21 protein-coding genes are annotated in these 21,372 nt (G+C 68.2%); 6 read left to right on the forward strand and 15 right to left on the reverse strand.

What is annotated here, in order from left to right:
* Nucleotides 1–46: 46 nt before the first annotated feature.
* The gene (locus tag AC3EUV_RS00855; protein WP_432141108.1) at nt 47–1,297 is read right to left on the reverse strand and encodes an MAB_1171c family putative transporter; all 1,251 of its coding nucleotides are present in this window, start codon (nt 1,295–1,297) and stop codon (nt 47–49) included.
* 1 nt (nt 1,298) lies between these two features.
* Nucleotides 1,299–1,874 carry a hypothetical protein gene (locus AC3EUV_RS00860; RefSeq protein ID WP_432141109.1) on the reverse strand — a complete coding sequence of 192 codons (576 nt, stop codon included), beginning with the start codon at nt 1,872–1,874 and terminating at the stop codon, nt 1,299–1,301.
* Nucleotides 1,875–2,273: 399 nt separating this feature from the next.
* Here AC3EUV_RS00860 and AC3EUV_RS00865 point away from each other — a divergent pair, with 399 nt between their 5' ends.
* Together AC3EUV_RS00865 and AC3EUV_RS00870 are read left to right on the forward strand one after the other, a co-directional pair.
* Nucleotides 2,274–2,924: an HAD-IA family hydrolase gene (locus AC3EUV_RS00865; RefSeq protein ID WP_432141110.1), complete on the forward strand. Its 651-nt coding sequence runs from the start codon at nt 2,274–2,276 to the stop codon at nt 2,922–2,924.
* A gap of 143 nt (nt 2,925–3,067) precedes the next feature.
* Complete coding sequence (locus tag AC3EUV_RS00870) at nt 3,068–4,522, forward strand: prenyltransferase/squalene oxidase repeat-containing protein (protein ID WP_432141111.1); 1,455 nt, start codon at nt 3,068–3,070, stop codon at nt 4,520–4,522.
* A 9-nt stretch (nt 4,523–4,531) separates the two neighbouring features.
* Here the strand turns inward: AC3EUV_RS00870 and AC3EUV_RS00875 are convergent, their stop codons facing one another.
* Nucleotides 4,532–5,053, reverse strand: a complete 522-nt coding sequence (locus tag AC3EUV_RS00875; RefSeq protein WP_432141112.1) for an NUDIX hydrolase — start codon at nt 5,051–5,053, stop codon at nt 4,532–4,534.
* Nucleotides 5,054–5,266: 213 nt separating this feature from the next.
* Here AC3EUV_RS00875 and amcB point away from each other — a divergent pair, with 213 nt between their 5' ends.
* The 4 genes from amcB to AC3EUV_RS00895 all read left to right on the forward strand — a co-directional run bounded on the left by amcB (nt 5,267) and on the right by AC3EUV_RS00895 (nt 8,110).
* Entirely contained in the window at nt 5,267–6,418 is a 1,152-nt protein-coding gene (gene amcB, locus AC3EUV_RS00880) for a cyclophane-forming radical SAM peptide maturase AmcB (protein ID WP_432141113.1), read from the forward strand.
* The gene (gene amcA, locus AC3EUV_RS00885) at nt 6,415–6,603 is read left to right on the forward strand and encodes a multiple cyclophane-containing RiPP AmcA (protein WP_432141114.1); all 189 of its coding nucleotides are present in this window, start codon (nt 6,415–6,417) and stop codon (nt 6,601–6,603) included. The genes amcB and amcA overlap by 4 nt, the downstream gene beginning before the upstream one ends.
* 77 nt (nt 6,604–6,680) lie before the next feature.
* Nucleotides 6,681–7,364: a pentapeptide repeat-containing protein gene (locus AC3EUV_RS00890; protein WP_432141115.1), complete on the forward strand. Its 684-nt coding sequence runs from the start codon at nt 6,681–6,683 to the stop codon at nt 7,362–7,364.
* A gap of 20 nt (nt 7,365–7,384) precedes the next feature.
* Nucleotides 7,385–8,110 (forward strand): hypothetical protein, encoded by a 726-nt coding sequence (locus AC3EUV_RS00895; RefSeq protein ID WP_432141116.1) that lies wholly within the window; start codon nt 7,385–7,387, stop codon nt 8,108–8,110.
* Between the two features lie 221 nt (nt 8,111–8,331).
* Here the strand turns inward: AC3EUV_RS00895 and AC3EUV_RS00900 are convergent, their stop codons facing one another.
* The 12 genes from AC3EUV_RS00900 to AC3EUV_RS00955 form a co-directional block, all read right to left on the reverse strand.
* On the reverse strand, nt 8,332–9,453 hold the full coding sequence (locus tag AC3EUV_RS00900) for an NUDIX hydrolase (RefSeq protein WP_432141117.1): 1,122 nt from the start codon (nt 9,451–9,453) through the stop codon (nt 8,332–8,334).
* A gap of 66 nt (nt 9,454–9,519) precedes the next feature.
* Complete coding sequence (locus tag AC3EUV_RS00905; protein ID WP_432141118.1) at nt 9,520–10,017, reverse strand: NUDIX domain-containing protein; 498 nt, start codon at nt 10,015–10,017, stop codon at nt 9,520–9,522.
* Complete coding sequence (locus AC3EUV_RS00910) at nt 10,014–10,430, reverse strand: MazG-like family protein (protein WP_432141119.1); 417 nt, start codon at nt 10,428–10,430, stop codon at nt 10,014–10,016. The genes AC3EUV_RS00905 and AC3EUV_RS00910 overlap by 4 nt, the downstream gene beginning before the upstream one ends.
* Nucleotides 10,427–12,763: a methyltransferase, FxLD system gene (fxlM, locus tag AC3EUV_RS00915; protein ID WP_435601892.1), complete on the reverse strand. Its 2,337-nt coding sequence runs from the start codon at nt 12,761–12,763 to the stop codon at nt 10,427–10,429. Before fxlM ends, AC3EUV_RS00910 begins: the two co-directional genes overlap by 4 nt.
* A gap of 219 nt (nt 12,764–12,982) precedes the next feature.
* Nucleotides 12,983–13,426 (reverse strand): GFA family protein, encoded by a 444-nt coding sequence (locus tag AC3EUV_RS00920; protein WP_432141121.1) that lies wholly within the window; start codon nt 13,424–13,426, stop codon nt 12,983–12,985.
* Entirely contained in the window at nt 13,423–14,571 is a 1,149-nt protein-coding gene (locus tag AC3EUV_RS00925; protein ID WP_432141122.1) for a methyltransferase domain-containing protein, read from the reverse strand. Before AC3EUV_RS00925 ends, AC3EUV_RS00920 begins: the two co-directional genes overlap by 4 nt.
* Before the next feature lie 154 nt (nt 14,572–14,725).
* Nucleotides 14,726–15,721: an NUDIX domain-containing protein gene (locus AC3EUV_RS00930; RefSeq protein ID WP_432141123.1), complete on the reverse strand. Its 996-nt coding sequence runs from the start codon at nt 15,719–15,721 to the stop codon at nt 14,726–14,728.
* Nucleotides 15,718–17,748 carry an ABC transporter ATP-binding protein gene (locus tag AC3EUV_RS00935; protein WP_432141124.1) on the reverse strand — a complete coding sequence of 677 codons (2,031 nt, stop codon included), beginning with the start codon at nt 17,746–17,748 and terminating at the stop codon, nt 15,718–15,720. The genes AC3EUV_RS00930 and AC3EUV_RS00935 overlap by 4 nt, the downstream gene beginning before the upstream one ends.
* Before the next feature lie 428 nt (nt 17,749–18,176).
* Nucleotides 18,177–19,163 carry a DNA-3-methyladenine glycosylase family protein gene (locus tag AC3EUV_RS00940; RefSeq protein WP_432141125.1) on the reverse strand — a complete coding sequence of 329 codons (987 nt, stop codon included), beginning with the start codon at nt 19,161–19,163 and terminating at the stop codon, nt 18,177–18,179.
* A gap of 1 nt (nt 19,164) precedes the next feature.
* Nucleotides 19,165–20,196 (reverse strand): helix-turn-helix transcriptional regulator, encoded by a 1,032-nt coding sequence (locus tag AC3EUV_RS00945; protein WP_432141126.1) that lies wholly within the window; start codon nt 20,194–20,196, stop codon nt 19,165–19,167.
* Nucleotides 20,196–20,939 carry an SDR family NAD(P)-dependent oxidoreductase gene (locus AC3EUV_RS00950; protein WP_432141127.1) on the reverse strand — a complete coding sequence of 248 codons (744 nt, stop codon included), beginning with the start codon at nt 20,937–20,939 and terminating at the stop codon, nt 20,196–20,198. Before AC3EUV_RS00950 ends, AC3EUV_RS00945 begins: the two co-directional genes overlap by 1 nt.
* Nucleotides 20,936–21,349: a hypothetical protein gene (locus tag AC3EUV_RS00955; protein ID WP_432141128.1), complete on the reverse strand. Its 414-nt coding sequence runs from the start codon at nt 21,347–21,349 to the stop codon at nt 20,936–20,938. Before AC3EUV_RS00955 ends, AC3EUV_RS00950 begins: the two co-directional genes overlap by 4 nt.
* Nucleotides 21,350–21,372 lie beyond the last annotated feature (23 nt).

Consider the following 21,372-nt stretch of genomic DNA (forward strand, 5'->3'; position numbering starts at 1 on the left):
GACCGAGTCGGGCCAGCTGAAGGTACAGATCCCCTTCCGGCGCCGGTCAGGCCGAGTGCGTCTCACACCTGCCTTGCTGGCGCCAACAGGGCCTGCCAGCCTCAGCAATCAGCTCCTCCGTCTCCTGCGGCCGGATCCTGGCGTAGACGGCCTGCACGCGACGCAGCCAGGCGGCCTCGCCGGCTGCGGTGCCGAACGGCTTTTCCGGCAAAGACGAGGCCGGCGCCCTGGAGCGGCAGCCGCGGGCTGCCGAGGCAAGTGCCGCCTTCATCCAGTGAGCCTCCGCGGCCGGCTCGGCGTCATGATGACTGAGCGAAGCCTCTTCCGCGGCTGGCCACAACTCCGGTGTCGCGTAATGGCGCAACAGGTCCACGGCGTCGCCGATTTCCTGGATCCACCCGTCCAGGCGTATGTCCAAAGGCGGAGTCAAACGAGTCATTTCGCGAAGGCGACTGCCAGCAGGCTGGAAGGTGACGTCGGGAAACACCCGGGTCAGGTCACGGCGGAGGGAATGCAGCGACCACAAAACCCGCCACGTGCGCAGACGGTCGGCCGCCACATTGGTGGTGGGCAAGCTGGCCCCGGCCGCGAAAAGGATGGCGACCAAGATGTTCAGTGCGTTACCCAAGCTCTCCGCCGCGTGGTCAACGCTCGGCGGCGTGGGCAGGAGCATCGCGGCCCACATATAGGTGAAGCGCAGCACCGCATACGCGGTGTAGAGCCACATCGATGCTGCTCCCAGCGCCAACCCGAGGCGGAAGATGACGGTCTCGGCTCTGACCGCCACGTGCGTCCACTGGTAGGCGCAGGACCAGGCGGCTGCCACGAGGTAGAGATAGAAGCAGGACATAAATGCCGCTGCTCCCCACTCGCCGGCGTGTTCTGCCGCGAAGTCACCACTGGCGTGCCTGCGATCGATGGCGAAGAAGAAGAGCAGGACCATCAGAGGCACGACCACGTACGTCGCCCGGCGAGCCACGCGGGCCACCTTGCGGGAGATGGCGGTGTGCCTCGGAGAGTCGTCGCCGGCGAGGAGATAGCTGGTCACCGAATACCCAAGCAGGGACAAGGAAGCCGCGATCGATACCAGGTATTTCACCAAGGCATCGAGATCGATGATGCCGATCTGGCCCAGAGCTTCCCTGACAGGGGGAAAGCGAGCCCACAGCGCCGCTGCGAATCCGGCGGAACATCCCCAGAAGGTCCTGCGGAGGGGGTCGCCATAGCGTGCACCGGGAAGGCGCCAAACGGCCACGATGGTCATTGCCACGGCGACGCCGAGCAGCAGATCTTTCACTTCACTTCTTACGCATTTGACGGGGCGGCGCGACGGGGTGCGCGAGACTGGCCTCCACCACGCTGAGTAGATCAGTGCCAGGTGCTGCGTGGCGCCGCGCTAGCCGCTTGATGAGAGAGGCAGAAAACTCCGCCTGGCGTTCCTCGTGGCTGTCGTAGTGCGCTCGCGCCTGATGGATCACCGGACTGCCCTCCCGAACATCGGAAAGGAACGATTGAAAAAGAGGAGGCAGGAGCCGCTCTTCCTCTTCCGGGGTCAGGGATTTGCCGTGCCTGAACCACAAATGAGCAATCTCGTGGATGATTACGTGCTCAGTCTGATTTGGGGTGGGGCGTGGCCTGTAGAGGATAAACGTCGAATTCAAGTGCTCTACGGTGACGCGGAGACCGCAAGCCGTCCGCAGGTCTCCGTGCGCATCCGATACGGGTACGAGATGGATTTGTCCTCCGCGCACCGCTTCAATTTCACCGACGAGTCCCATGAGGCTGAAGGGGGAAGGGATGGGGAGGTCGGCCAGTTGACGCTCGCAGTGCTCGCGCAGCAGGTGCATCTCGCCAGCCAGGCGCAAGAGCCCCATCACCGCACCTTTCAACTGACTTGAGCATCAGGCCCCTACGACTTCCATGGTCGAAATCGTAGTTTCCGTCTTGAGATCAAAACCGGAATGACGGATTCCGCCTCGGGATGTGTGGATGATCATAGGACATGCGGGTGAACGCGCTCCCGGCAATCTGCTGCCGTGTCGCGCACTGCTGGAGCTTCGACTTCCCTTCCTCTGCGGGGAGTTGGCGAAGTTGCGGCCCGTTGCGTGCCGCCTGGGTGGCTGAAAATGTGCTCTACGCCTCACTTGGTTCACACTCCAACTAGTTGTCTGCGTGGGGGGTTTGTAGGTCTAAGGGTCGATGTGTGCCGGGTGTTCCGTTGGGCTGGATCGCCGAGTCGGTGGTGGGTGAGTGGCGCGGTATCGTCAACCTCCATGAAGTTTTCGGCCGATGCGCTCTTGTTTGACAGTGACGAAACGCTCGTTTCGTCTATGAAGTCGGTTCTCCGTTGCTGGACGCAATGGGCAGATGATCATGGCCTCACGATCGCGGAGATCATGGAGGTCCAGCCGCATGGCAGGCCGGCCGCAGCCATCGTGGCCGACCTTCTGCCAGCCGAAGAAGTGGCTTCGGCGGTGGCTCTCCTCGAACAAGCAGAGGTCGACGACGCCATCGCCGGAGGAGTTGTCCCCGTCCCCGGTTCGAGGGAGCTATTGGAGTCGTTGCCGGTAGACCGCTGGGCTGTGGTTACTTCCGGCACGCGCAGGGTCGCCGACGCGCGCCTGGCAGCCGCAGGGGTGCGCGCGGCTCACGTCATCACGGTGGATGACATCACCCACCACAAGCCCGACCCGGAGCCATTCCTTCTCGCGGCGCAGCGCCTGGGCGTCGATCCCAAGCGCTGCGTGGCATTCGAAGATGCCCCGGCGGGACTAGCGGCTGCCCGGGCGGCCGGGATGGCGACGGTTGCTGTCACGACGACCCATGACGCCAACGCTCTTGATGCCGACGTGGTGATAACGGACCTGTCGGCTGTCACCACATGCGCTACGGATGCTGGCGTGGAGCTGACCATTGCTGTTTGAGCCCTCGGTCGCTGTGCCCGCGTGCTAGCTCGTAGGTTGAATGGCCCCAGGAACTTCGTAGTTGCGTTCTCGAACGCGCTTCTCTGGCAGGTGAGTTGGGTACATTCGGCCGGGCGATCCGTATCCGACGGCGGAGGGGGACCATGAAGTCGGCGCGCGTGGGGCTCGCGGCATTCGAGGGAAGAGTGGGCCAGGCTGCCCGGACACTTCTACAAAACCAGGGCTACGACGGAGGATGGGGCTTAACGCTCACTTCGGTCTCGTCGATCGTCAATACCAGCGAGGTTCTGCCGATCCTGCGCGCCGCGGGTATCGCCGGCGAGCCGGTGCGCCGGGCGCTCGATTTCCTGACCTGCGCCATCGCGGAGCACTGCCGGCCTCGTCACAAGGGCGGCCGTGGTGAGCACACCCGGTTCATCGCCTTCGGGCTGGCCGGTCTGCTGTCCCACCCGCGGTTTTTCCACCACGAGGGTGTTGCCGAAGTCGCGGCCTGGTGCGTCGGATGGCTTGAGGATCACCGGGTCGACCACGGCTGGCCCGAAGTGCTCGGGCTCGACGACACCTCACTGCACCAGACGGCCCTGACTGTTCACGGGCTCGTTCAGCTCAGAGGGGCGCTTCACGACCTGGGCCCCCGGCTCCGCCTGCCCGGCGGGGTGGTGACGTGCAGCCTGATGAAGCGCGTTGAGCCCCTGATCGAGCACGGTGTGCGCGGTCTGCTCTACCACCGGCGCTCCAGCGGGGCTTGGGGGTGGCGCACGTACGTGGATACCGATCCGAGCCCGAGCAAGACCGCGCTGTGCCTGCTCGCCCTGTCAGATGTCTGTTCGGGAACCGGTCCCGACGGCGCGCCCGCCTACCGGGACGATCCGCGGGAGACCGGAGGCGTACATGGCGCGGGGCAGGTGAAGCGGCTGTCCGAGGTGGTCGTCGACGCTGGCCAGTGGCTGCTGCACAACCGTCACCGCTGGGAGACCTTCGTCGAGGACGACAAGGACGTGCAGGGCACCGCATGGGAACACATGGCCTACGCGCTGTGTACGCAGGCCGCTGTCCGGGCCGGCGCTAATCCGGGCGACCCCCGGCTTACCAAGACGTGGAAGTTGATGAATGACCTGTGGGATCCGCAGGCCGGACTGTGGAACGAGCCCGGAGCCTCCGGCAAGCGTGCCACAATCCGGGCCGCGTACTACACGGTGTCGGCCTACGAGGAAGCACTGCGCCACCTGGCGCGTATGGGCTTCAACGACAGCACCCCGGAGGATGCGAGCGAGGCTTCGGCCGAAGTGGTCGTCGAGAGCGTGGCACTCGGTTCGGGCCGGATGATCTTTGCCAAAGCCCGCTCCAGCGAAGCGATGGTGGAGTGTGAGCTGTCGGAGCGACTCTTCGACCTGGTCAAGATCGTGTACGACGCTCCCAAGCGCCAGCTGTCGACCGAGCGGATCGCGGGAGCGCTCTACGTTGCCCCGTCCTCGGTTCCCAAGTACGTGCAGCGGCTGAACAAAGCGGTGGCCGCGGCTTTCGGCGGCGCTCCGGTTCGGCTGCTGCTGGCCGGTACGGTGGACGGAGCCGGCGGCTATCGGCTCGCGGGTCGGTAGAGCAACTGCCTACGACTGGGCACGTTCGCTGGCCACCGGGTAGTTGAGCAGCGCGAATCGAGCCAGGGAGCGGACCTGGTCAAAGGTCTTGAGGCCATCCAGGTCCTCCAGGCCGAACCACGCGGCCCCGTGTACCTCTTCGAGCTGTGCTTCCACGGCCTGCCCCCGGGTACCGGGCTGGCGCTGGATGAAGAAGAACTGGACCAGCGCGGGGGTGGCGAATCCTTCGCGTTCCACGTCGACGTAGAACGGCACAGGCTCGGGGGTGGCGTTGCCATCCGCGGGGTGGATCTCCGGCTGGCTGGAGATCGCCTCCACCAGCAGCCCCGTCTCCTCCTTGAACTCGCGCACCGCTGTTCCGGCAAAGGACTCGCCGGGCTCAATGTGGCCCCCTGGCGGAACCCATTTGTCGAAGCGGTTGTGGTGCACGAGCAGGACCTTGCCCTGCTCTACGAGGTAGCCCGAGCAGATGTACACCAGACCGACATCGCGGGAGGTGTGGCCGTCGTGGATCAGAATCGAGCGAGACACGTCCGCCACGATAGCTCACGGGCTCTGCTCGAACTCGCGTGCAGATACGGCGACTTCTGAGCAATGTCATTGCGTGACCGATGACATGTCATCGGCACTGACAGCGAGATGTCATCTCCCGGACGGCACGGTGGGCTGGATGGTGATCGCATCGCCGCTGCCGGCTCTCGTGCCGGGGCGGCGATGCCCCTGTCCCTTGCAGAGAGGACCACAATGCTCTCTCATCCGCTCCAGTGGCGTTCCCGGTACCGGCAGCGTTTCGCTTCCCCGCAGACCGTCGTGGTCCAGCCCACGACCTGGTGCAACCTGGACTGCAGTTACTGCTACCTGCCCTTTCGCAAACTCCACCACCAGATGCCCGAGGAGGTAGCCGACGCCTTGGCGCAGCAGGTGGGCCAGATCGAGGACGTCGATCACCCGGTCGGTGTCGTCTGGCACGGCGGCGAACCGCTTGCCGTAGGCCAGCAGAAGTTCGCCGCCCTGCTCGCACCGTTCGAGGCGCTGCGCCGCGAGGGGCGAATCCACCACTACGTGCAGACCAACGCGACGCTCCTCACCGATACCTGGTGCGACCTGCTGTCCGCCTACGACGTCCGCGTCGGGGTGAGCATCGACGGCCCGGCCGCCGTCAACAGCGCCCGCCTCGACCTTCGGGGCAAGCCGGCCTTCGACCGGACGTTGCGCGGCATTATGCACCTGCGCGAGCACGGCATGCCCTTTTCCGTGATCTCCGTGGTCGCCACCGACGGCATCATGATGCCGGAGGAGCTGCTGGAGTTCCTGACCACCCTGGGGTGCCACTCGGTGGGCTTCAACATCGAGGAGATCGAAGGAGTCAACACCGACCGGGAGGCCCCCACCCCCGTCCAGGCCGAGGAATTCTGGCGCCGCACCCTCGCCTGGACCCGCGAGCATGGCGGCACCTTCACCGTGCGGGAAGTCGAACGACTGGCCGAGTACCTCCAGCTGATCCGCACTGGGCATAAGGCCGACTGGGACCAGCGCCGCCTCGACCCCATCCCCACCATCTCCTGGAAGGGTGACGTGGTCTTGCTCTCCCCCGAACTCGCGGACGCCCAGGCGCCCGAATACGGCAACTTCGTGGCCGGCAACATCCTCGACCAGCCCCTGACCAAGATCCTCCGCGGCGCCTGCCGGCTGCGCTACGTGCGCGACTTCCTCACCGGCCTGGACCGTTGCGAGGCCGAATGCGAATTCTTCGACTTCTGCCGCGGCGCTCAGGCTTCCAACCGCTTCTTCGAAAACGGCAGCCTCACCACCACCGAAACCAACTACTGCCGGGCCTCACGGCAGGCCCTGGTCACGGCCCTGTCCACCCTCGCAACGAAGGAGACAATTGCATGACGGTCCTGGACAGACTCGCCACCTCCGACGCCCCCATCGTGATGGAGTTGACAGCCACGCAGGACGCCCAACCACAGAGGGCCGTTGAAGCAACATGGGACAACCGCCCTACATGGGATAACTGGGCAAAGAGTCCTGCACCCTTTGATAACCGACCAACCTGGGATAACTGGAACAAGAGGTAGGCTGTGCCGCTGCTGGTGCGCCCTCCCCCGGCGTGCCAGCAGCGCGGCGACCGAACGACCGCGCTGAAAGGCTGTTGATGGATACCCGCACGATCCGCCGCACGAGCGTCACGCTTCCCGCCCTGAACGAGCCGGGCCTCTACGTCTCCAACGTCACCTCGCTGGAGGGGGGCCGCGGACGGGTGGCCGAGTTCAACTACGCCGACGCCGAGCTGCGCGACCTCGACCTTGCCGACACGCACCTGCTGCACGGCCGGATCACCGGACTCAAGACCCAACGCACCCGCTTCGAAAAGCTCCGCGTCGACTCCGTCGAAATCTCCGGCTGCGACCTGTCCTCCCTGCAGTGGTCCGACAGCAAGATCTCCCGTGCCGTCTTCCGCGACTGCAAGCTGATGGGCGCTGTGCTCGAAGAGGTCACGCTCGACAACGTCCTGTTCGAGAACTGCAAGCTCGACTACGGCACCTTCACCCGGATCAAGGCAGCCGGATCCGTGATCTTCTCCAAGTGCTCCCTGCGCGAGACCACGTTCGTCGCCGCAGACCTGGGATCCGCCTTGATCGACGACTGCGACCTTCGGCTAACCGAGTTCGACGGCGGCAAATACAGCGGCCTCGACCTCCGGGGCAACGACCTCTCACAGCTCCGTGGCCTCGCCTCGCTCAAGAAGATCGTCATCGACCAGGCCCAGACGCTCCAGCTCGCCGAGGCCCTCGCAGCCGAGCTGAACGTCACCTACGGAGAGAACCTCCCGGAGTAGAAGCAACGAAAGGGGGAGTTATGGGCATACCGCTCGCGTTCAGTGAGTCCGAGGAACTGGTCGGCCGGTGCTGGTTCGCCTCCGTCGGGCTGACCAGCGACGAGGACGGATACGACGACGGATCCGTCGTCCCACACGGGCCCTGGCAGCCCCTCACCCGTGACGACGCCGAATGCCTACAAGCCGGGGACGCCACCCCGGACAGCGTCCGGATCGAGCTGATACGCCGGCCACTGCCGCCCTTCGCCACGGACGACGAGGCCGGCCGCATGAACGCTGCCGCTTGCCTCGACTCGCTGCCCCGCGGCTGGCCCACCGAACTCCTGGGTTGCACCGCCAGCCCTCCGGACGCGGCCACCACCACGCAGGACTCCGGCAACGGCCTTCGCATTGGCCTGCACGTCGACAACTTCGACCGGCTCCCGTACGCCCGGCGTCACGAGGGCCGCCGACGCCTCTGCCTCAACCTCGGCCCAGGCCCGCGCTACCTCCTGCTCGCCGACCGAGACATCCAACAGATCTGCCAAGACCTCGGCGTCGACGTTCAGCGCCACTACCCCCACACCGAGGACATCCGCCGGTACGTCGCTGAAGGCCACCCTCTGCGCTGCCTACGCATCCGCCTCAAGCCAGGCGAGGGCTACATCGCGCCGACCGAGTTCCTGCCCCACGACGGGTCCACCAGTGCCACCGAACAGACCTCGGTCGCTGCCTTCTGGCTGGGACGGACGCCGCATCTCCATTAGCGAGCTTCGGCCGTGGGCAAGGCAGATGCGAGCCCAGTCCGTGGACAACGAAGGAACCCCGGGATGTCCGCGGTAGCGGGCGCACATCCGGGTTGATCTCCCGGATTGCGCTGACCCGGGCCTGCCACCCAGGGCTGCCCCGATCGGTGAGCCTCAGCTTGTAGGCGTTCAAGTTTGCTAGCCGTATCAAGATCATCTCCTGTCGTGGGTGAGTGGGTGTGTCAGGACAGCCCACCCCGGGAGGGAAGTTCGGTGATCGGTGATTGTGTGGCGAGCGGGATGCCCCACCGGCTGCGGGCGATGTGTGCGGCATGTTCGGCTTGGTGATGGCCCTGTGCACCCCAGCCGAGGAGGGCAGCGGCCTGATGCGGCGTGGCCAGCAACCGGGTGAACTGTCGCCCGGTGGCCGGATCAGCCAAGGAGGGGCCGGCCGCGGTGACGGGCGCGGCCAGCCGCAGTCGGGCGCACTCGCCGAGCCCTCCGTAGACCGCTCCGGTGGCGTCGTAGACCCAGCCCAACCGCTTCACTTCGCCGAGGGTGAGTTGTGCTTCTTCGGCGGCTTCGCGCACCAGGGCGGCTTCCGGTGAGGCGTCGGTGGGTTCGATGGTGCCGCCGGGCAGCATGGCCAACGGTTCTGCCGGGTCGATGACCAGCACTACCCGGCCGTCGGGGGCGAACAGCCAGCCCCACGCCTGCGGGATGGGGAGGTCTTCCGGGGCGTGGCCGGGGTGCCAGGGCCAGTCGCGTCCGGCCCGGGGCCGGGTGTGGACCTGGTGCCGGTCCAGTGGTGGCATGGCGCCGACGTGCTGGCCTCCAGAGAGGTGGGCGGTGGTGCCGGCCAGGCGGGCGCGCAGTGCGGCCAGCATGATCTGTGCGTCGATCGGGGTCATCCGCTCGGCCGCCGCGCGCGAGTCGAGGAACTCGTATCCGCTCAGCTCGTCCTGGGGCAGACGCATCCTGGCGATGTCCCGTGCGGTGAGGGTTCCGCCGTCCATCACGTAGCGGACCTCGCCGGGAAAGGGCATTCCCTCGGTGCGGTCCGGGTGCCCGGGGGCGAGCCAGTGCACGGCCAGAAGCCGTCCCGGTGGCATCGACAAGCCCAGTTCCTCGTGGACTTCGCGCCGGCAGGTCTGATCGGGGCCTTCGCCTGCTTCTACGCAGCCGCCCGGCAGCAGCCACTTCGTGCGGTAGGTCGGATTGACCAGCAGGACACGGCCGATCTCGTCGGTGAACAACGCTGCCGCGCCGAGCCAGACCGAATGCCGTGAGCGCGCGTATTCCTCGTGTGACATCTCTGGTTGTCCGGGCGCGGCAGCCGAGGCGCTGCTGGCGGAGGTGTCCACTGATCTCCTTCGGTCGAGGGATGCTGGTCGCGCCCGAGGGAGCGGAGAGGCTCCGCCCCCCTCGGGCTATGCCAGGGCTGTCTGTTCCAGGTAGCAGACCGATCGGGTATGGCGGGCGCGGGCGACCGCCTGGAGCCGGACGAAGGAGGATGTGGACATCTCCTTCTTCCAGACGTCCAGTGGCTTGACGGCGACCTCAGTGTGCTCGTCCCGGTCCAGGACGATGCTGTCGATCTGCTTCCTGGTCAGCTGGCCGCCGTCGAAGATGAAACCGATCTTGTGGGTGGTCCACTGCCCGAGCGGGGGCAGGAAGTGCATGGCCAGCAGCTGCGGTTCGACAACGAGACGCAATCCGGTCTCTTCGAGGCACTCGCGGAGCGCGCACTGCCAGGGCGTTTCACCCGGATCCATGTTGCCATCGGGCCACTGCCACAGGTCAGGGTTACGGGCAGCACGCAGTTGGAGCGGGCGGTATGCCTCGTCGGTGAAGAACAGGCACCCGTAGGCGGTGGCTTTGGGCAGAGTCGCGATGTACTGCTCGGGAGGAAGCCACGTTCCACTCATGCTGTCTCCCGGGGGGACGGACGGTCGGCGGCCGACGCAGCCGGAAGGAACTTGGCGGCCTTCGCCGCCAGTTGACGTCTGAGATACTGCTCCGCGTCGTCGGGGCGCATGCGCGCGAGGGCGACCATGCCCGTGATGATGATGTCTGCGACTTCGGCGTGGACGTCCTGCCAGGTGTGGCTGTGGCCCTTGCGGGGGTTGGTGCCGCGGGCACCGATGACGGCTTGGGAGGCTTCGCCGGTCTCCTCGGCAATCTTCAGTACCTGCAAGGTCCACTGCTGTGCCTGATCCAGGCCACGGGCGTCGTCGTGGGCGTCGAAGCGACGGGCAAGTCGGCCGATCGTCTCCCAGGTGTTCATCACCGGGCCGGGCCCTGCCGACGGCGGCGTTGTCTGGTCCGTCTTCGCGGTCATCGGCTGCCTCCGGCCTCTGCGAGGACGGCTTCTTCGACCGTGATCTGCGCGGCGGGGTGCTGGCCCGGCCACTGGAAGACCAGGCGGGAGGAGGTCTTGTCCAGGACGTGCCCGGTGGGGAGTTCGTGGTCGGGGGTGCCTGTGGGGTGCACGGTCATCTGCGGGTAGCCGTTCCCGCGGACGTGCTGGTCCCAGGACTGTACGCAGGCGGCCATTCGCTCTGCCAGCTCGTCGCGAGCCGGGCCGACGGCGTGGATGATGAACTCGGAGCGGCGCTCTTCCGGCGTCTCTCCGTCTTTGACCAGGATGTGAGTGAGGTACGCCAGTGATCCGTCCGCGACGGTAGTGGCGGTGTCCGCGCCGTACGGGAGGGCGGCCAGAGCACTGTCCCGGGCGCCGGCCATCCGGCAGAAACCCGGCAGCGTGGTGGCCGCATAGAGCTGGAGGGTCTCGAAGGACTCCATTCCCGCAACGGTGACGCCGGTGGGCAGCTCGTGCCGCGGGCCTCGCAACGCCTCCTCCAGGCCCGCGGGATCTGGGGGCGTGCCGTCCTCTTGGCACAGCTGGAATTCGCCCCCGGCCAGGCCGGTGATCGGGGTGGTGCGGGCGGCGGCCCCGCGGTCGCGGACGAACTCGCAGTAGGTCCAGTCCCGTGCGTGCAGCACGTCGCCGTGCCGCTGGAGCGCGATGGCGCGGGTGTAGCCGTGGATCTCCAGCGGCAGCACCAGATACCGGCCCTCGGCCAGCTGTTCTCGCCAAGCGGGGGCAATATCCCAGCAGCTGTGGGTGATCATGCTGCCGTCGAAGCCACCGCGCGGCGTGTGCTCGGGTGCGCCCTGGCTGCCGTCGCCCAGCAGCACCGTCACCTGACCGCGGCCGGCCTCGGCGGTAATCCGGTGGGTGCGGTGGACGACGTACGGGTCGAGGTCCACGGTCACCACGCGCCCGGTCGCGCCGCCGACGTGGGCCATCAGTTCGGCGTTGTAGCCGCCGGAGCCCGCCTCGAACACCGTCATCCCTGGTTCCAAGTGCAGCTTCTCGATCATGTCCGATTGCAGCCAAGCCGCCGATACGGAACTGATGGCCGTCCCGGTCCCATCCCGGCTGGTGACGACGGCCAGGTCGTCGTCGTAGGCGGTTCGCAACGGGCTTTCCGGAATGAACCGGTGCCGCGGCACCGTCCTCAGAGCGTCTTGGACCACGGGGGAGGGAGCCCAGCCCCCGGCGATGACGCGCTCGGCCATCTCCTGCCGCAGGCGGACCGCTTCGGCCGGTTCGCCCCCGATGGCCGGATGCGGGATGGCGTGCGGGTAGGCGTGCACCGGCGGCAGGCCGGGCAGGACACCGGGCCACACCGCCTCCAAAGCCTGGGCAGAAGGAGCGAAGACCGAGCCCAGTCCGGCCAGGGCGTGCAGGTCGTGCCACTCCCACCGCCGGAAACTGTGCGGCTCGGGCAGCGCGAGCGTGCCGTCCCACGCGCTCACACGGACCACCGCGGACAGGCGCCGGACGTCCGCCCGGTCGTCGTGGAGGATGGTCAACAGGTGGGCGTCGCCGAGGTCGGCCGTCAGGTCGGTCTCCTCGGCCAGCTCCCGCACCCCTGCCGCCTGGAAGGACTCGCCGGGTTCGACGCGCCCGCCAGGCAGCTCCCACATGCCCCGTGTCGACCGGCCGAGCAGCACGCGCCCGCAGTCGTCGGTCACTACCGCACACACTCCGACCACGGCCTGCGGCTCCGGCCGGCTCTTTTCCACCACGGCGCAGTCTCCAGCGGGGCTGCGCAGCACGAGGACGGCCAGGCCCTCCGCCTCGAACCGCTCCACTTGCGCCCACCCTTCGGCCAGCAGGCTGATCTCTTCCTCGTTCAGCGCGATGTGCCGCCGCTCCTTCGGAGTGGTCGCCGCCACTGGCGTGATCACCACAAGGGTGCCGCCTGCCCGCAGGCGACCAGCGAGGCTGTGCAGGATCCGGGTGCGGTCGTGGAGGAAGGGGAAGACCAGGCGCAGGGTGATCAGGTCGTAGCCGTCCTCGCTCAGCTCCGCCGGATCGTCGCGCTCGATGTCCAGGCACAACCACCGCACCCGCTCGGTGCCCGTCCGTTCCTTCCGGGCACGAGCCAAGGCGCCCTCGGCGAAGTCGACCGCATCGACGGTGTATCCGAGTTCGGCGAGGAAGACGGCGAGTTCGCCGGTGCCGCAGCCCAGCTCCAGAGCGCGCCCACTGTCCGGGGCGGGCGCGTGCCGGGCGAGCAGGTCTCTCTCCGAGTCACGGAGGGGACGGAATCCGCGATCGTCGTCGTAGTGCCGAGACCATTCGGCGCGGTCGTATGCCACAGCTTTCACTCCTCATCAGCGTTGTACGGGGGTTCCCAGGTGGTAGATGGCACGGAGGCGTGCCGCGGGCGGCATCGCCCGGCCGGCACCGGCTCGGGCCGGTCTTGGCTGTCGGGCACACCGGCCAAGCGGGGCACGGCCTCCGATCGTGCGAGCACAGGGGCCGATCCGGGCGGCAGAACCCTCTCCCGGCTTCTGCTGAACGGGCGCTCGGGTGGGTCAGGTGATGCTGCCGTGTTGGGTGTCCGGAACGTGGGGCAGCCAGGCGACGGCGTCCTCGCGGAAGCTCTGGTTGACCGGCACGAAACCGGAGGCGTCATCCAGCGAGGACAGAGTGATCGCGATGCTGACGGCACCGTCGTCGAGCGCGCACACCTGGCTCCCGCAGCCCGGACAGAATCCGCGCCGGGAATCGGGCCAGGTGTAGTGCCAGGCCGGCTCGCCGCCCTCCCCGGTCCACGTCAGCCCGCTCAGAGGGAAGGAGACCCAGGACATCATCGGGCCACCCGACAGCTTCTGGCAGTGCGGGCAACTGCATGTGTGGGGGTAGTCGGCCTCTCCCGTGAGGGCGAACCGGATCCGGCGGCACAGGCACCCGCCGGACAACACGCGGGCAGCGGGCCTCGCGCTCATCGGCTCGTCTCCCGTGGTGGTGCGGTTCATCGTGCAGCCTCCTCGGTCTCCGCGTACGGTGCGTGAAGTCGCCAGGTCAAGGCCCCCTGCCCGCGGCCTGCGCTCACCCTCTGTTCGCCGTCCGCGTCAAGGTCGAGCCGGTAGACCTCCGGTTCGCCGGCGGCCCGCCAGCGGATGGTCGTGTCGTGGATCTCGGCCCAGATGTTCCGCGGTCCACTGGCTGTGACCGCACAGGCGCCGCTCCCGTCCGGGCGGGCGACCATCCAGGAGCCGCACTCGGGCGCGCCGATCGCCAGGTCGTCGACGCCCCGGTGCCGCACCAGGCCCGGGTGCAGGGCGTCCAGCGCGAGCCAGAAGCCGCGGGCCTCCTCCGATGGCGGTGCCTCGGATGAGCGGAAGACCTGGGCCTCAGTGCCGTCGGTGCGCTTGGCCTCGATGCGCTCACGGAGCTGCTGGGACAGGAAGATCTGCTTCCGGCCGTGTCCCGCCCGGTGGGCGAACTCCACCGCCCGCAGCTGCGAGATGATCGGTCCGTCCAGTTCCCGGGAGACCACGGCCAGCGCAGGCCACGACGGCGACGCCGTCGTGATGTGCATCAACAGCGTGCCTCCGGGCGCCAGTTGGTCCATCAAAGCTTCCGGCACGCGCGGGAACGCGACGGAGACGAAGATCCGGTCGTACGGGCCGCGCTCGGACCAGCCGTCCTCCCCGCTGCCGCTCACCACGGCGGGTCGGTATCCGAGCGCCGCCAGCCGCGCCCGGGCGGCTGTCGCGATATTCCGGTCGCGGTCGAGCGTGACCACCCCGTTGGGCCCGCAGATGCGGCAGGCCACCGCCGCGGTCACACCGGCGCCGGTGCCGACGTCGAGCACCCGCTGCCCGGGCCGCAGGCCCAGCTCCTCCAACAGGGAAGCGGTCAGGCTCATCACGGTCGACATGGATGTGATCGCCCCGCCCGACCGAGCCCCTCGCAGTCGGCCCGCGAGGGGCTCACCGTCGTGCTGGATCAGCACGCTCTCACCGCCGTACAGCACCGAGAGCAGCTCGGCGCGGTCACCGGGCTCTGACCAGTCCAGCAGGTCCCAGCGCGGTGGACGTTCATCGAGATCGCTGCGGCGGACGTACGCCTGCGGCATCAGCACCTCGCGCGGCAACGCGAGCAGAGCCTCGCGCACCGGTCCGGGGCCAAGGGAATCAGCCCTCTCCAGCCGGGCGACCATCGCCTCCCGTGCTGATGCCGCCGCATCTGTCGGCTTTGAAGCGCCGGTACGCGCGGGCAAGGAGGGGGCGTGGGGTAGATCGTCTCCCGGTAGGCCGGTTGGAGTCATCTCAGCAGTCATGCGCCCACCCCATCTCCGTGTAGAGGTGTCCTGCGCGGATGCCGTCGATGGCGGCCCGGGTGTAGGGCACGATCGGCACCGGGAGACTCTCTGGAGGCCAGAAGCGCCAGCTCGTGCACTTGTCCGGCTCCCGGACTTCCGGAGTCCCCGACCACCGGCGAGCCCGGAAGACCATCTGCATCCGGGGCTGACCGCCGGGTGTGTCCACGAGGTGGACGACATGCACGAGTTCGACGTCGCAGGGCTCGATCCGCAGACCCGCTTCTTCATCAGCCTCGCGGACCATGCATGCGAGAGCGGACTCCTGCTCGCAGTGGCCGGCCAGAAAGTGCCACATGGCACCTGCGTAGACGGAGTCGCGATGGCGCATACCAAGGAGGACCTTGCCGTCGGCGTTTTCCAGATAGAGATGCGCCCCGATGCCATTGAGGACGGTTCTTCCGCCTCTGGACGGCGCTGAGGGAGGACGGGGCTGGCCGGTCGGAGTGCTGTTGCCCGTGGCCGTCTCAGCGGCAGCCGCCACGCCGTCGGGCCGGAGAAGTTCGACGTGGCGGCGGATCAGGTCGCGGGTCGAGGGGGCCATGCGAAGGCGTGGCATGACCTCTGGCCGGAACCAGTGCAGCATGACGCCTTCGGTCAGGTTCAACGTCGCAGGGTCGCCGTTCCAGTGGCCGGTGAAGATTTGGATGGGGACGGTCCGGCCCTCGCTGTCGCGAGCCTGCTCCATGGCGAACGGGGCGAGGTCGGGGAGGTCCAGACCCGCCTCCTCTCGCAGTTCTCGTCTCGCCGTCTCCTCCAGGGACCGGTCGTCCGGCTCACGGCCGCCGCCAAGCAGGGACCACGCTCCTGGCTCCCAGATTCCGGGGATGTCGTCCCGCAGGTGCAGCAGATAGTCACCGGCTCCGTTGTAGATCAGCACTGATGCGTTCGCCGACGGACGCTGACTGGGCAGGATCGAGTCGGCCGGCGTGGTCTGCTCGGTCACGGATGCACCGTCCTGGGGAGGGAATCGGAGGCCACGGAAGCGGACTGGTAGCCGGCTGCCTGGAGGGTGAACATCTGGGCGTAGTCGCCATCGAGGGCCATGAGCTGCTGGTGCGAGCCGGACTCGGTGATGCGGCCGTCGTCGAAGACGTAGATCCGGTCGCACTCGACGACGCTCGCCAGCCGATGCGAGATCAGTACCGTGATCTGGTCGTCCCGCCCCTTGTTCCGCAACACCGCCTGATACACGGCGTGTTCGGCCTTGGGATCCATGCTCGCGGTGGGTTCATCGAGCAGGAGCACGGGAGCGTTCTTGTAAAGCCCTCGTGCGACGGCGATCTTGGCCCACTGGCCGGCCGACAATTCCTGGCCGCCTCGGAACCGTTTGGACAGCACCGCCTGCCAGGTGCCCGGCAGACCGGCGATGACCTGCTCGGCGCCCGAGGCCCGCGCGGCGTCCAACGCCCGCTGGGGATCGGTCTCGGTCAGCGTGCCCCGGGAGACCGTAAGGTTCGCCAGCGCACTGAAGGGAAAGTGCACCGGGTCCTGGAGCACGGTGGCGACCCGCGCCTGCAGCGACTCGGAGTCCATGTCCCGTACGTCCACCCCGTCCCAGCGCACCGTGCCCTCGCCCGCCTCATACAGCCCGGCGATCAGCCGTGAACAGGTGCTCTTCCCGGAGCCGTTGACGCCCACGAAGGCCACCGTCTCCCCGGCGCTCAGTGTCATCGAGATGCCGCTCAGCGCGGGTGTGTCCTTGCCGGGGTAGGTGAAGCCGACGTCCTCCAGGGTGAGGGCGGCGACGGTGGCAGGGGCAGTCAGTGCTCGCCGTCGGGGTTGTAGCCCGCGGCAGCGCTCCTGGAACTTCAAGAGGTCATCGACCCACATGGCGTGCTCATAGACCAGATGGGCCACGTCCACGAAGCGGGTCAGCGCGGTCTGGCCGGTCTGGATCGCCAGGACGGCGCCGGCTCCGGCGGCGAGGGGCAGCCAGCCGGCGATCAGCATGGCGCCCAGCGCGGCATATGTGACGCCGGTTCCGATGCCGCCCACGGCTCGGCCGGCCAGGGTCAGTACGGCGGAACTCACGCCGAGTTGGGTGTCTTCCTCGGCGATCCGGACCGTGAGTCGGCGGTGCTCGTCCAGGATGGCGTTCTGGGCGGTGTCGGAGCGCAGTTCGGCGGCGGCGTCCCGCTCCAGCAGCAGCCAGGAGAAGACCCGCACCCGGCGCTGGAGGGCGTTGTACCGCTTGAAGCTGTGGAACCGGGCCCGTGCCGTGCGCACCGCCGCGGCGCCCACGGGCAGGACGGACAGCAGGAGCAGGGGGAGGAGAGCGGGGTGCAGAGAGGTGAGGACGCCCGCCGTGCCGATCAGGCCGAGAAGGGTGGAGGCCAGGGTGACGACCTGGCCGACGATCTGCCGGGCGTAGAACAGGCCGCGGTCGGAAGCGCGGTAGGCGTCGTCGTGCCAGTCGGCGTCATCGACGACCTCCAGCCGGACATGCGCGGTCAGTCGCAGGAAGTCACATTCCAGCGCGGCACGGATCTTCGGCGTCACCCGCGCCTGCGCGACGGCGACCCCGGCCTCCAGGAGTGCCCGTGCGGACAGGAAGCCCACCACGAGCAGGATCTGCGGCACCGCGTTGCGTACCTTGTCGGGCGTCGGCCCGTGGCCGAACAGCTCCCGCAGCACGCTCACCGAGGCCACCAGCCCGAAGGCCGCCATCGCCGCGGAGACCAGCTGAAGCACGACGACCGCCAGCGTGGCCGAGCGGTCGGCCTGCCACGCCAGCCGGCCGATCTGCCGCACGATGCGCGGCAGCCGCACCAGCACCTCGCCGACCGTCGACTTGGCCGCAGCGCCGTCGTAGACCGCCCAGTACGCCTCTTCCAGCTCATCTGCCACATCCCCGTCCCCCGGTGCCGTGGGGCCTAATGCCGGAGGAAGGTTCAGCGGTTCCTGACGGGGCCGGGGCAGGTTGGCGCGCTGCTGCGTTGACGGGGAGGTGGCTTCTTCGTCCGTACTCATGCCCACCACCACGTATCCGGGCGGAAGAAGCGCGGTGCACGGCGCGAAGCGGCGTCAACTACGTGCCTGAGCTGACCGGCGCCTGGGGGCGTGGGCTGCCGTCGTTCGAACCCAACAGGGCCATGGACGAGGGCGAGCGCAGACTTCATGTCTTCTCCAGGAGGCGGTGATGGGTACAGGTGCTCTAAAGAACGGCCCTTTCTGCCCCCCGTAACGGGTGACGGAGGGGCAGATCGTGGATACATGTTCTATTCCGGGGTCGAGGGCAGACGTGGCCTTGGCCGAGGGCTGGGCGGGCGCTCGAACGGTGTGTTTCATCCCTTCGTGGGATTGCCTCGTGGTCGTGGGGCGCGCGGGCTCGATGCGCGGTGAGGGCATGCCTAGGTGGGCAGTGGTGCCGACGTGCCTTTGCCCTGGGGCGGGCGGCGTTAGGAGGCGGAGGTGTGCAGTTCCCTATTCCAGCTCTTGATCGCGTCGGGCGGCAGGAGCGGGGCGACGGGGGCATGGAGGTATTCGTGCTCGACGAGGTAGAGCGCGGCGGTTCCGGCGTGGCCGGGGAAGCGGCAGGTGAGGTGTTCGTGGATGTCTTCGGGGGCGGCGTCCTCGGCGTCGAGGAGCCGTCGGGCGAGGATCTTGCGGTTCCACACGTCGACTCCGAAGACGGCGGGGTCACGTGAGGCATGGGAGGCCATGACGGCTGCTGTGTAGGGGCCGACGCCCGTGATCTGTTGGAAGAGTTCGACGAGGTTGTCGGCGGCTGCCAGGTCCTCGGGGTGATGGTCGCGGAAGAAGGCGGCGAACTGGGGGAGGGCCTTGGCCCGGTACCCAAGCCTGTCGTGCTCCTTGAGTTCCTCGGCGGTGACTGTGGCGATCTCGGCCGGGGTGAACCAGGCCCGCAGTGTGATGCCGTCGAAGTGGGCGAGGCGGCCGTGGCGGGTGAGCAGGTTGCGGGTCATCTGCGTGGTGCGGCTGATGGTGGTGTTCTGCAGGAGCAGGGCGACGACGGCGATCTCGAAGTGGTCTTCGGGGCAGCTCTGACGCATGCCGGCCAGCGCCCGCAGGGGCTCGTCCATCGCCGGTACGTCGGCGGCGAGTGCGGTGAAGGGGGTGAGGTCTTCGTCCAGGCCGTAGGAGGTCGTCAGTCGGCGGGCGAGACGGTCGCGGTGTTCGGGCGTGTAGACGCCGTCGGTGAACACCTCGGCAATGACCGTCCGTTCGTCGCCTTCAGCGGACAGGGCCACGCCGATGAGGAGGTCGTTGATGCGGAAGGTGCGCCAGCTGCGGGTGCCGGTGTGAGCTTCGAGTCCGGTGGCGTAGTGGGAGGGCTTCCACACGGTGTGGCGGAAGCTGAAGGGGCCGTTGCCGGTGATGGGCAGCTGAAGGGTGTCGGTGTGGGTGAGGCGGCGGGGTTTCACGTCATGCTCCTGGGTGGCGGCCGTGAGTGGATCGCAGGCGGGAGTCGTCGTGCGGCGGCCCGTCGGGCAGGGCGGGGCCCTTGGCCCCGCTGTTCTCGTAGGCGGCGAGGGCGTGGCGCAGCTGCGCGGTGATCGCTTTGCGTAGCTCCGGCGGTTCGGTGACGGTGACGTCAGGGATGTAGCTGGTCACCAGCGGGATCAGCCATTCCCAGCGGTCGACGAACAGCACGATCACCAGCGAGCCGTCGTCGTGCTCGTGGACCTGGGAGGTGGACTTCAGGCTCAGCCGCAGCAGCTCGGCGCGGGCGGCCGGGGCGACGTGCAGCTCGACCCGGACGTCGCCCTTGCCGTAGTCCTCCATCGCACCTGTCCACCACTCGCCGACGGTGAAGTCCTCGGGGTAGGCGAAGGTCAGGTCTGTCTGCTGGATCCGGTCGACGAGGTTGAGGCGGAATCGCTCGGGTGCTCCTGTGGGCCGCGCGGCGACCAGGTGCCATTCGCCGGCCTTCCATACGACCCCGTACGGCTTGAGCACGGTGGTCTGCTGGTTTCCCTCCTTGGAGCGGAAGGTGACCTCCAACGCGGTGCCGGTGAGCATGGCGGTGCGCAGTACGGGCAGGTGGCCGGAGCCTTCGTCACGCCAGTACCAGTCCGCGGTGTCGAAGTGGATGCGCTGGGCCAGGCGTCGCATCACCTCCTGCACGGTGCCGCTGACCCCAGCGGCACGATCGCGTTCCTCGGCGGCCCGGTCCGCGGTTGGTGGGTCGAGGAATCCGAGGACGTACAGGCGCATGGCCTGGTCGGAGTCGAGGGTGAGCGGGTCGAGCGGGTCCTCCGGGACCAGCCGATAGCCGCCGGTGCGACCGGGGGTGGCGTGGATCGGGATGCCGTGGGCGGTGAGGTTTTCGATGTCGCGGTAGATCGTGCGGTCGGTGACGCCGAAGCGCTCGGCAAGATCACGGACCGGCACGTGGCTGCGCGCGCGGAGCACCTGGACGATCCCGAGCTGCCGAGCATGGGTGGTGTTGACCATCAAAGAGCCGCCCCGAGGGGGTAGATCTGTCCGGTGGCGTAGGCCCACTGGGGAGCGGTGGCCAGCTCGATGCAGGCAGTGGCGACCTCGTCGAGGCGGAGGGGCCGGCCCCAGGGAAGGCCCTGGTAGTAGCTCTCCGGGTCGGTGACGCCTTTCAAGGCCATCACCTGGTGGGCGAGGGGCGACTCGATCAGCGACGGGGCGAGCAGGTTGACGCTGACCCCGTGGGGGAGTTCTTCCTTCGCGAGGGTGCTGACCAGAGATTCCAGGGCCGCCTTCGCTGTGCTGTAGGGGCCGTTGCGGGCCCGGGCGGCTCGGCCGGCGTCGGACCCGACTGCGAGGACGGACGCGTGGTCGCGTCGGGCGCGGTCGGCTACGGCGTGCCAGGTCCGCACCAGGCTGAGGACGTTGGCCTGGTAGACGGCTTCGAACTCGGCGGCCGGCGTCTGGCTGACCGGGCGCTTGGTGGATGGCGCTCCGACGCAGGCGAAGATCGCCTTGAGGAGGCCGTGTTGAGCCTCCACGGCCTGGCGCAGAGTGGTGGTGCTGGTGTCGTCGGCAGCGCCGAATCGCACCCAGGCGGTACCCGGAGCGGGCGGGTCTTGGGGTGGCCGGGTGTTGTAGGTGGCGACGACGCGCCAGTGCGTGCTGGCCAGTTGCTGGTGGATGGCCGCGCCAAGGGCTCCACTGGCGCCGGTGATGACGGCCAGCGGAGCCTCGGCGTGCTCTTCGGCGCTGGTCACCGGCCCGGGGCCTCCGGCCGGGCGGGCGCGTCCGGGTGGTCGGTGTCCCACATCTCCGCGAACCGCATCTGGCCGGCAGGGATGTCGAACAGCGCTCCGATGGACTGGGCCCGTTCCACCGCGGCGGCGTCGTCGCGGTGGATGCGGACCACCGTGTCGGGGAACGCCACGAGCATCTGCAGGCTGTCGATGAGGTGGGCGTAGTACAGGCGTGGCAGCACGGCGTCCGCGAGGGTCAGGGCGACGCCGGCGGCCTGCGCGGCGGGCACGGCCAGCTCGATGATCTCGACCTGTGTACGTTCGTCGAGCAGGTGGGGGTAGCGGCGGCTCTCCAATGCGCGGAGGGCTTCAGGCAGCCGGCCGCCTTCGAGGCTTTCGGTGATCACGACGGCGCGCAGCGGTTCGGACATGGTGGCGATCGACCTTTCGGCAG

The organism is Streptomyces sp. bgisy130 (assembly GCF_057708345.1).

Excerpts from the sequence above, each read along its gene's own strand:
- AC3EUV_RS00860 (WP_432141109.1), bottom strand. The coding sequence starts at position 1,874 with ATGGGGCTCTTGCGCCTGGCTGGCGAGATGCACCTGCTGCGCGAGCAC.
- AC3EUV_RS00865 (WP_432141110.1), top strand. The coding sequence starts at position 2,274 with ATGAAGTTTTCGGCCGATGCGCTCTTGTTTGACAGTGACGAAACGCTC.
- AC3EUV_RS00870 (WP_432141111.1), top strand. The coding sequence starts at position 3,068 with ATGAAGTCGGCGCGCGTGGGGCTCGCGGCATTCGAGGGAAGAGTGGGC.
- amcB (WP_432141113.1), top strand. The coding sequence starts at position 5,267 with ATGCTCTCTCATCCGCTCCAGTGGCGTTCCCGGTACCGGCAGCGTTTC.
- amcA (WP_432141114.1), top strand. The coding sequence starts at position 6,415 with ATGACGGTCCTGGACAGACTCGCCACCTCCGACGCCCCCATCGTGATG.
- AC3EUV_RS00890 (WP_432141115.1), top strand. The coding sequence starts at position 6,681 with ATGGATACCCGCACGATCCGCCGCACGAGCGTCACGCTTCCCGCCCTG.
- AC3EUV_RS00895 (WP_432141116.1), top strand. The coding sequence starts at position 7,385 with ATGGGCATACCGCTCGCGTTCAGTGAGTCCGAGGAACTGGTCGGCCGG.
- AC3EUV_RS00905 (WP_432141118.1), bottom strand. The coding sequence starts at position 10,017 with ATGAGTGGAACGTGGCTTCCTCCCGAGCAGTACATCGCGACTCTGCCC.
- AC3EUV_RS00910 (WP_432141119.1), bottom strand. The coding sequence starts at position 10,430 with ATGACCGCGAAGACGGACCAGACAACGCCGCCGTCGGCAGGGCCCGGC.
- AC3EUV_RS00920 (WP_432141121.1), bottom strand. The coding sequence starts at position 13,426 with ATGAACCGCACCACCACGGGAGACGAGCCGATGAGCGCGAGGCCCGCT.
- AC3EUV_RS00935 (WP_432141124.1), bottom strand. The coding sequence starts at position 17,748 with ATGAGTACGGACGAAGAAGCCACCTCCCCGTCAACGCAGCAGCGCGCC.
- AC3EUV_RS00945 (WP_432141126.1), bottom strand. The coding sequence starts at position 20,196 with ATGGTCAACACCACCCATGCTCGGCAGCTCGGGATCGTCCAGGTGCTC.
- AC3EUV_RS00955 (WP_432141128.1), bottom strand. The coding sequence starts at position 21,349 with ATGTCCGAACCGCTGCGCGCCGTCGTGATCACCGAAAGCCTCGAAGGC.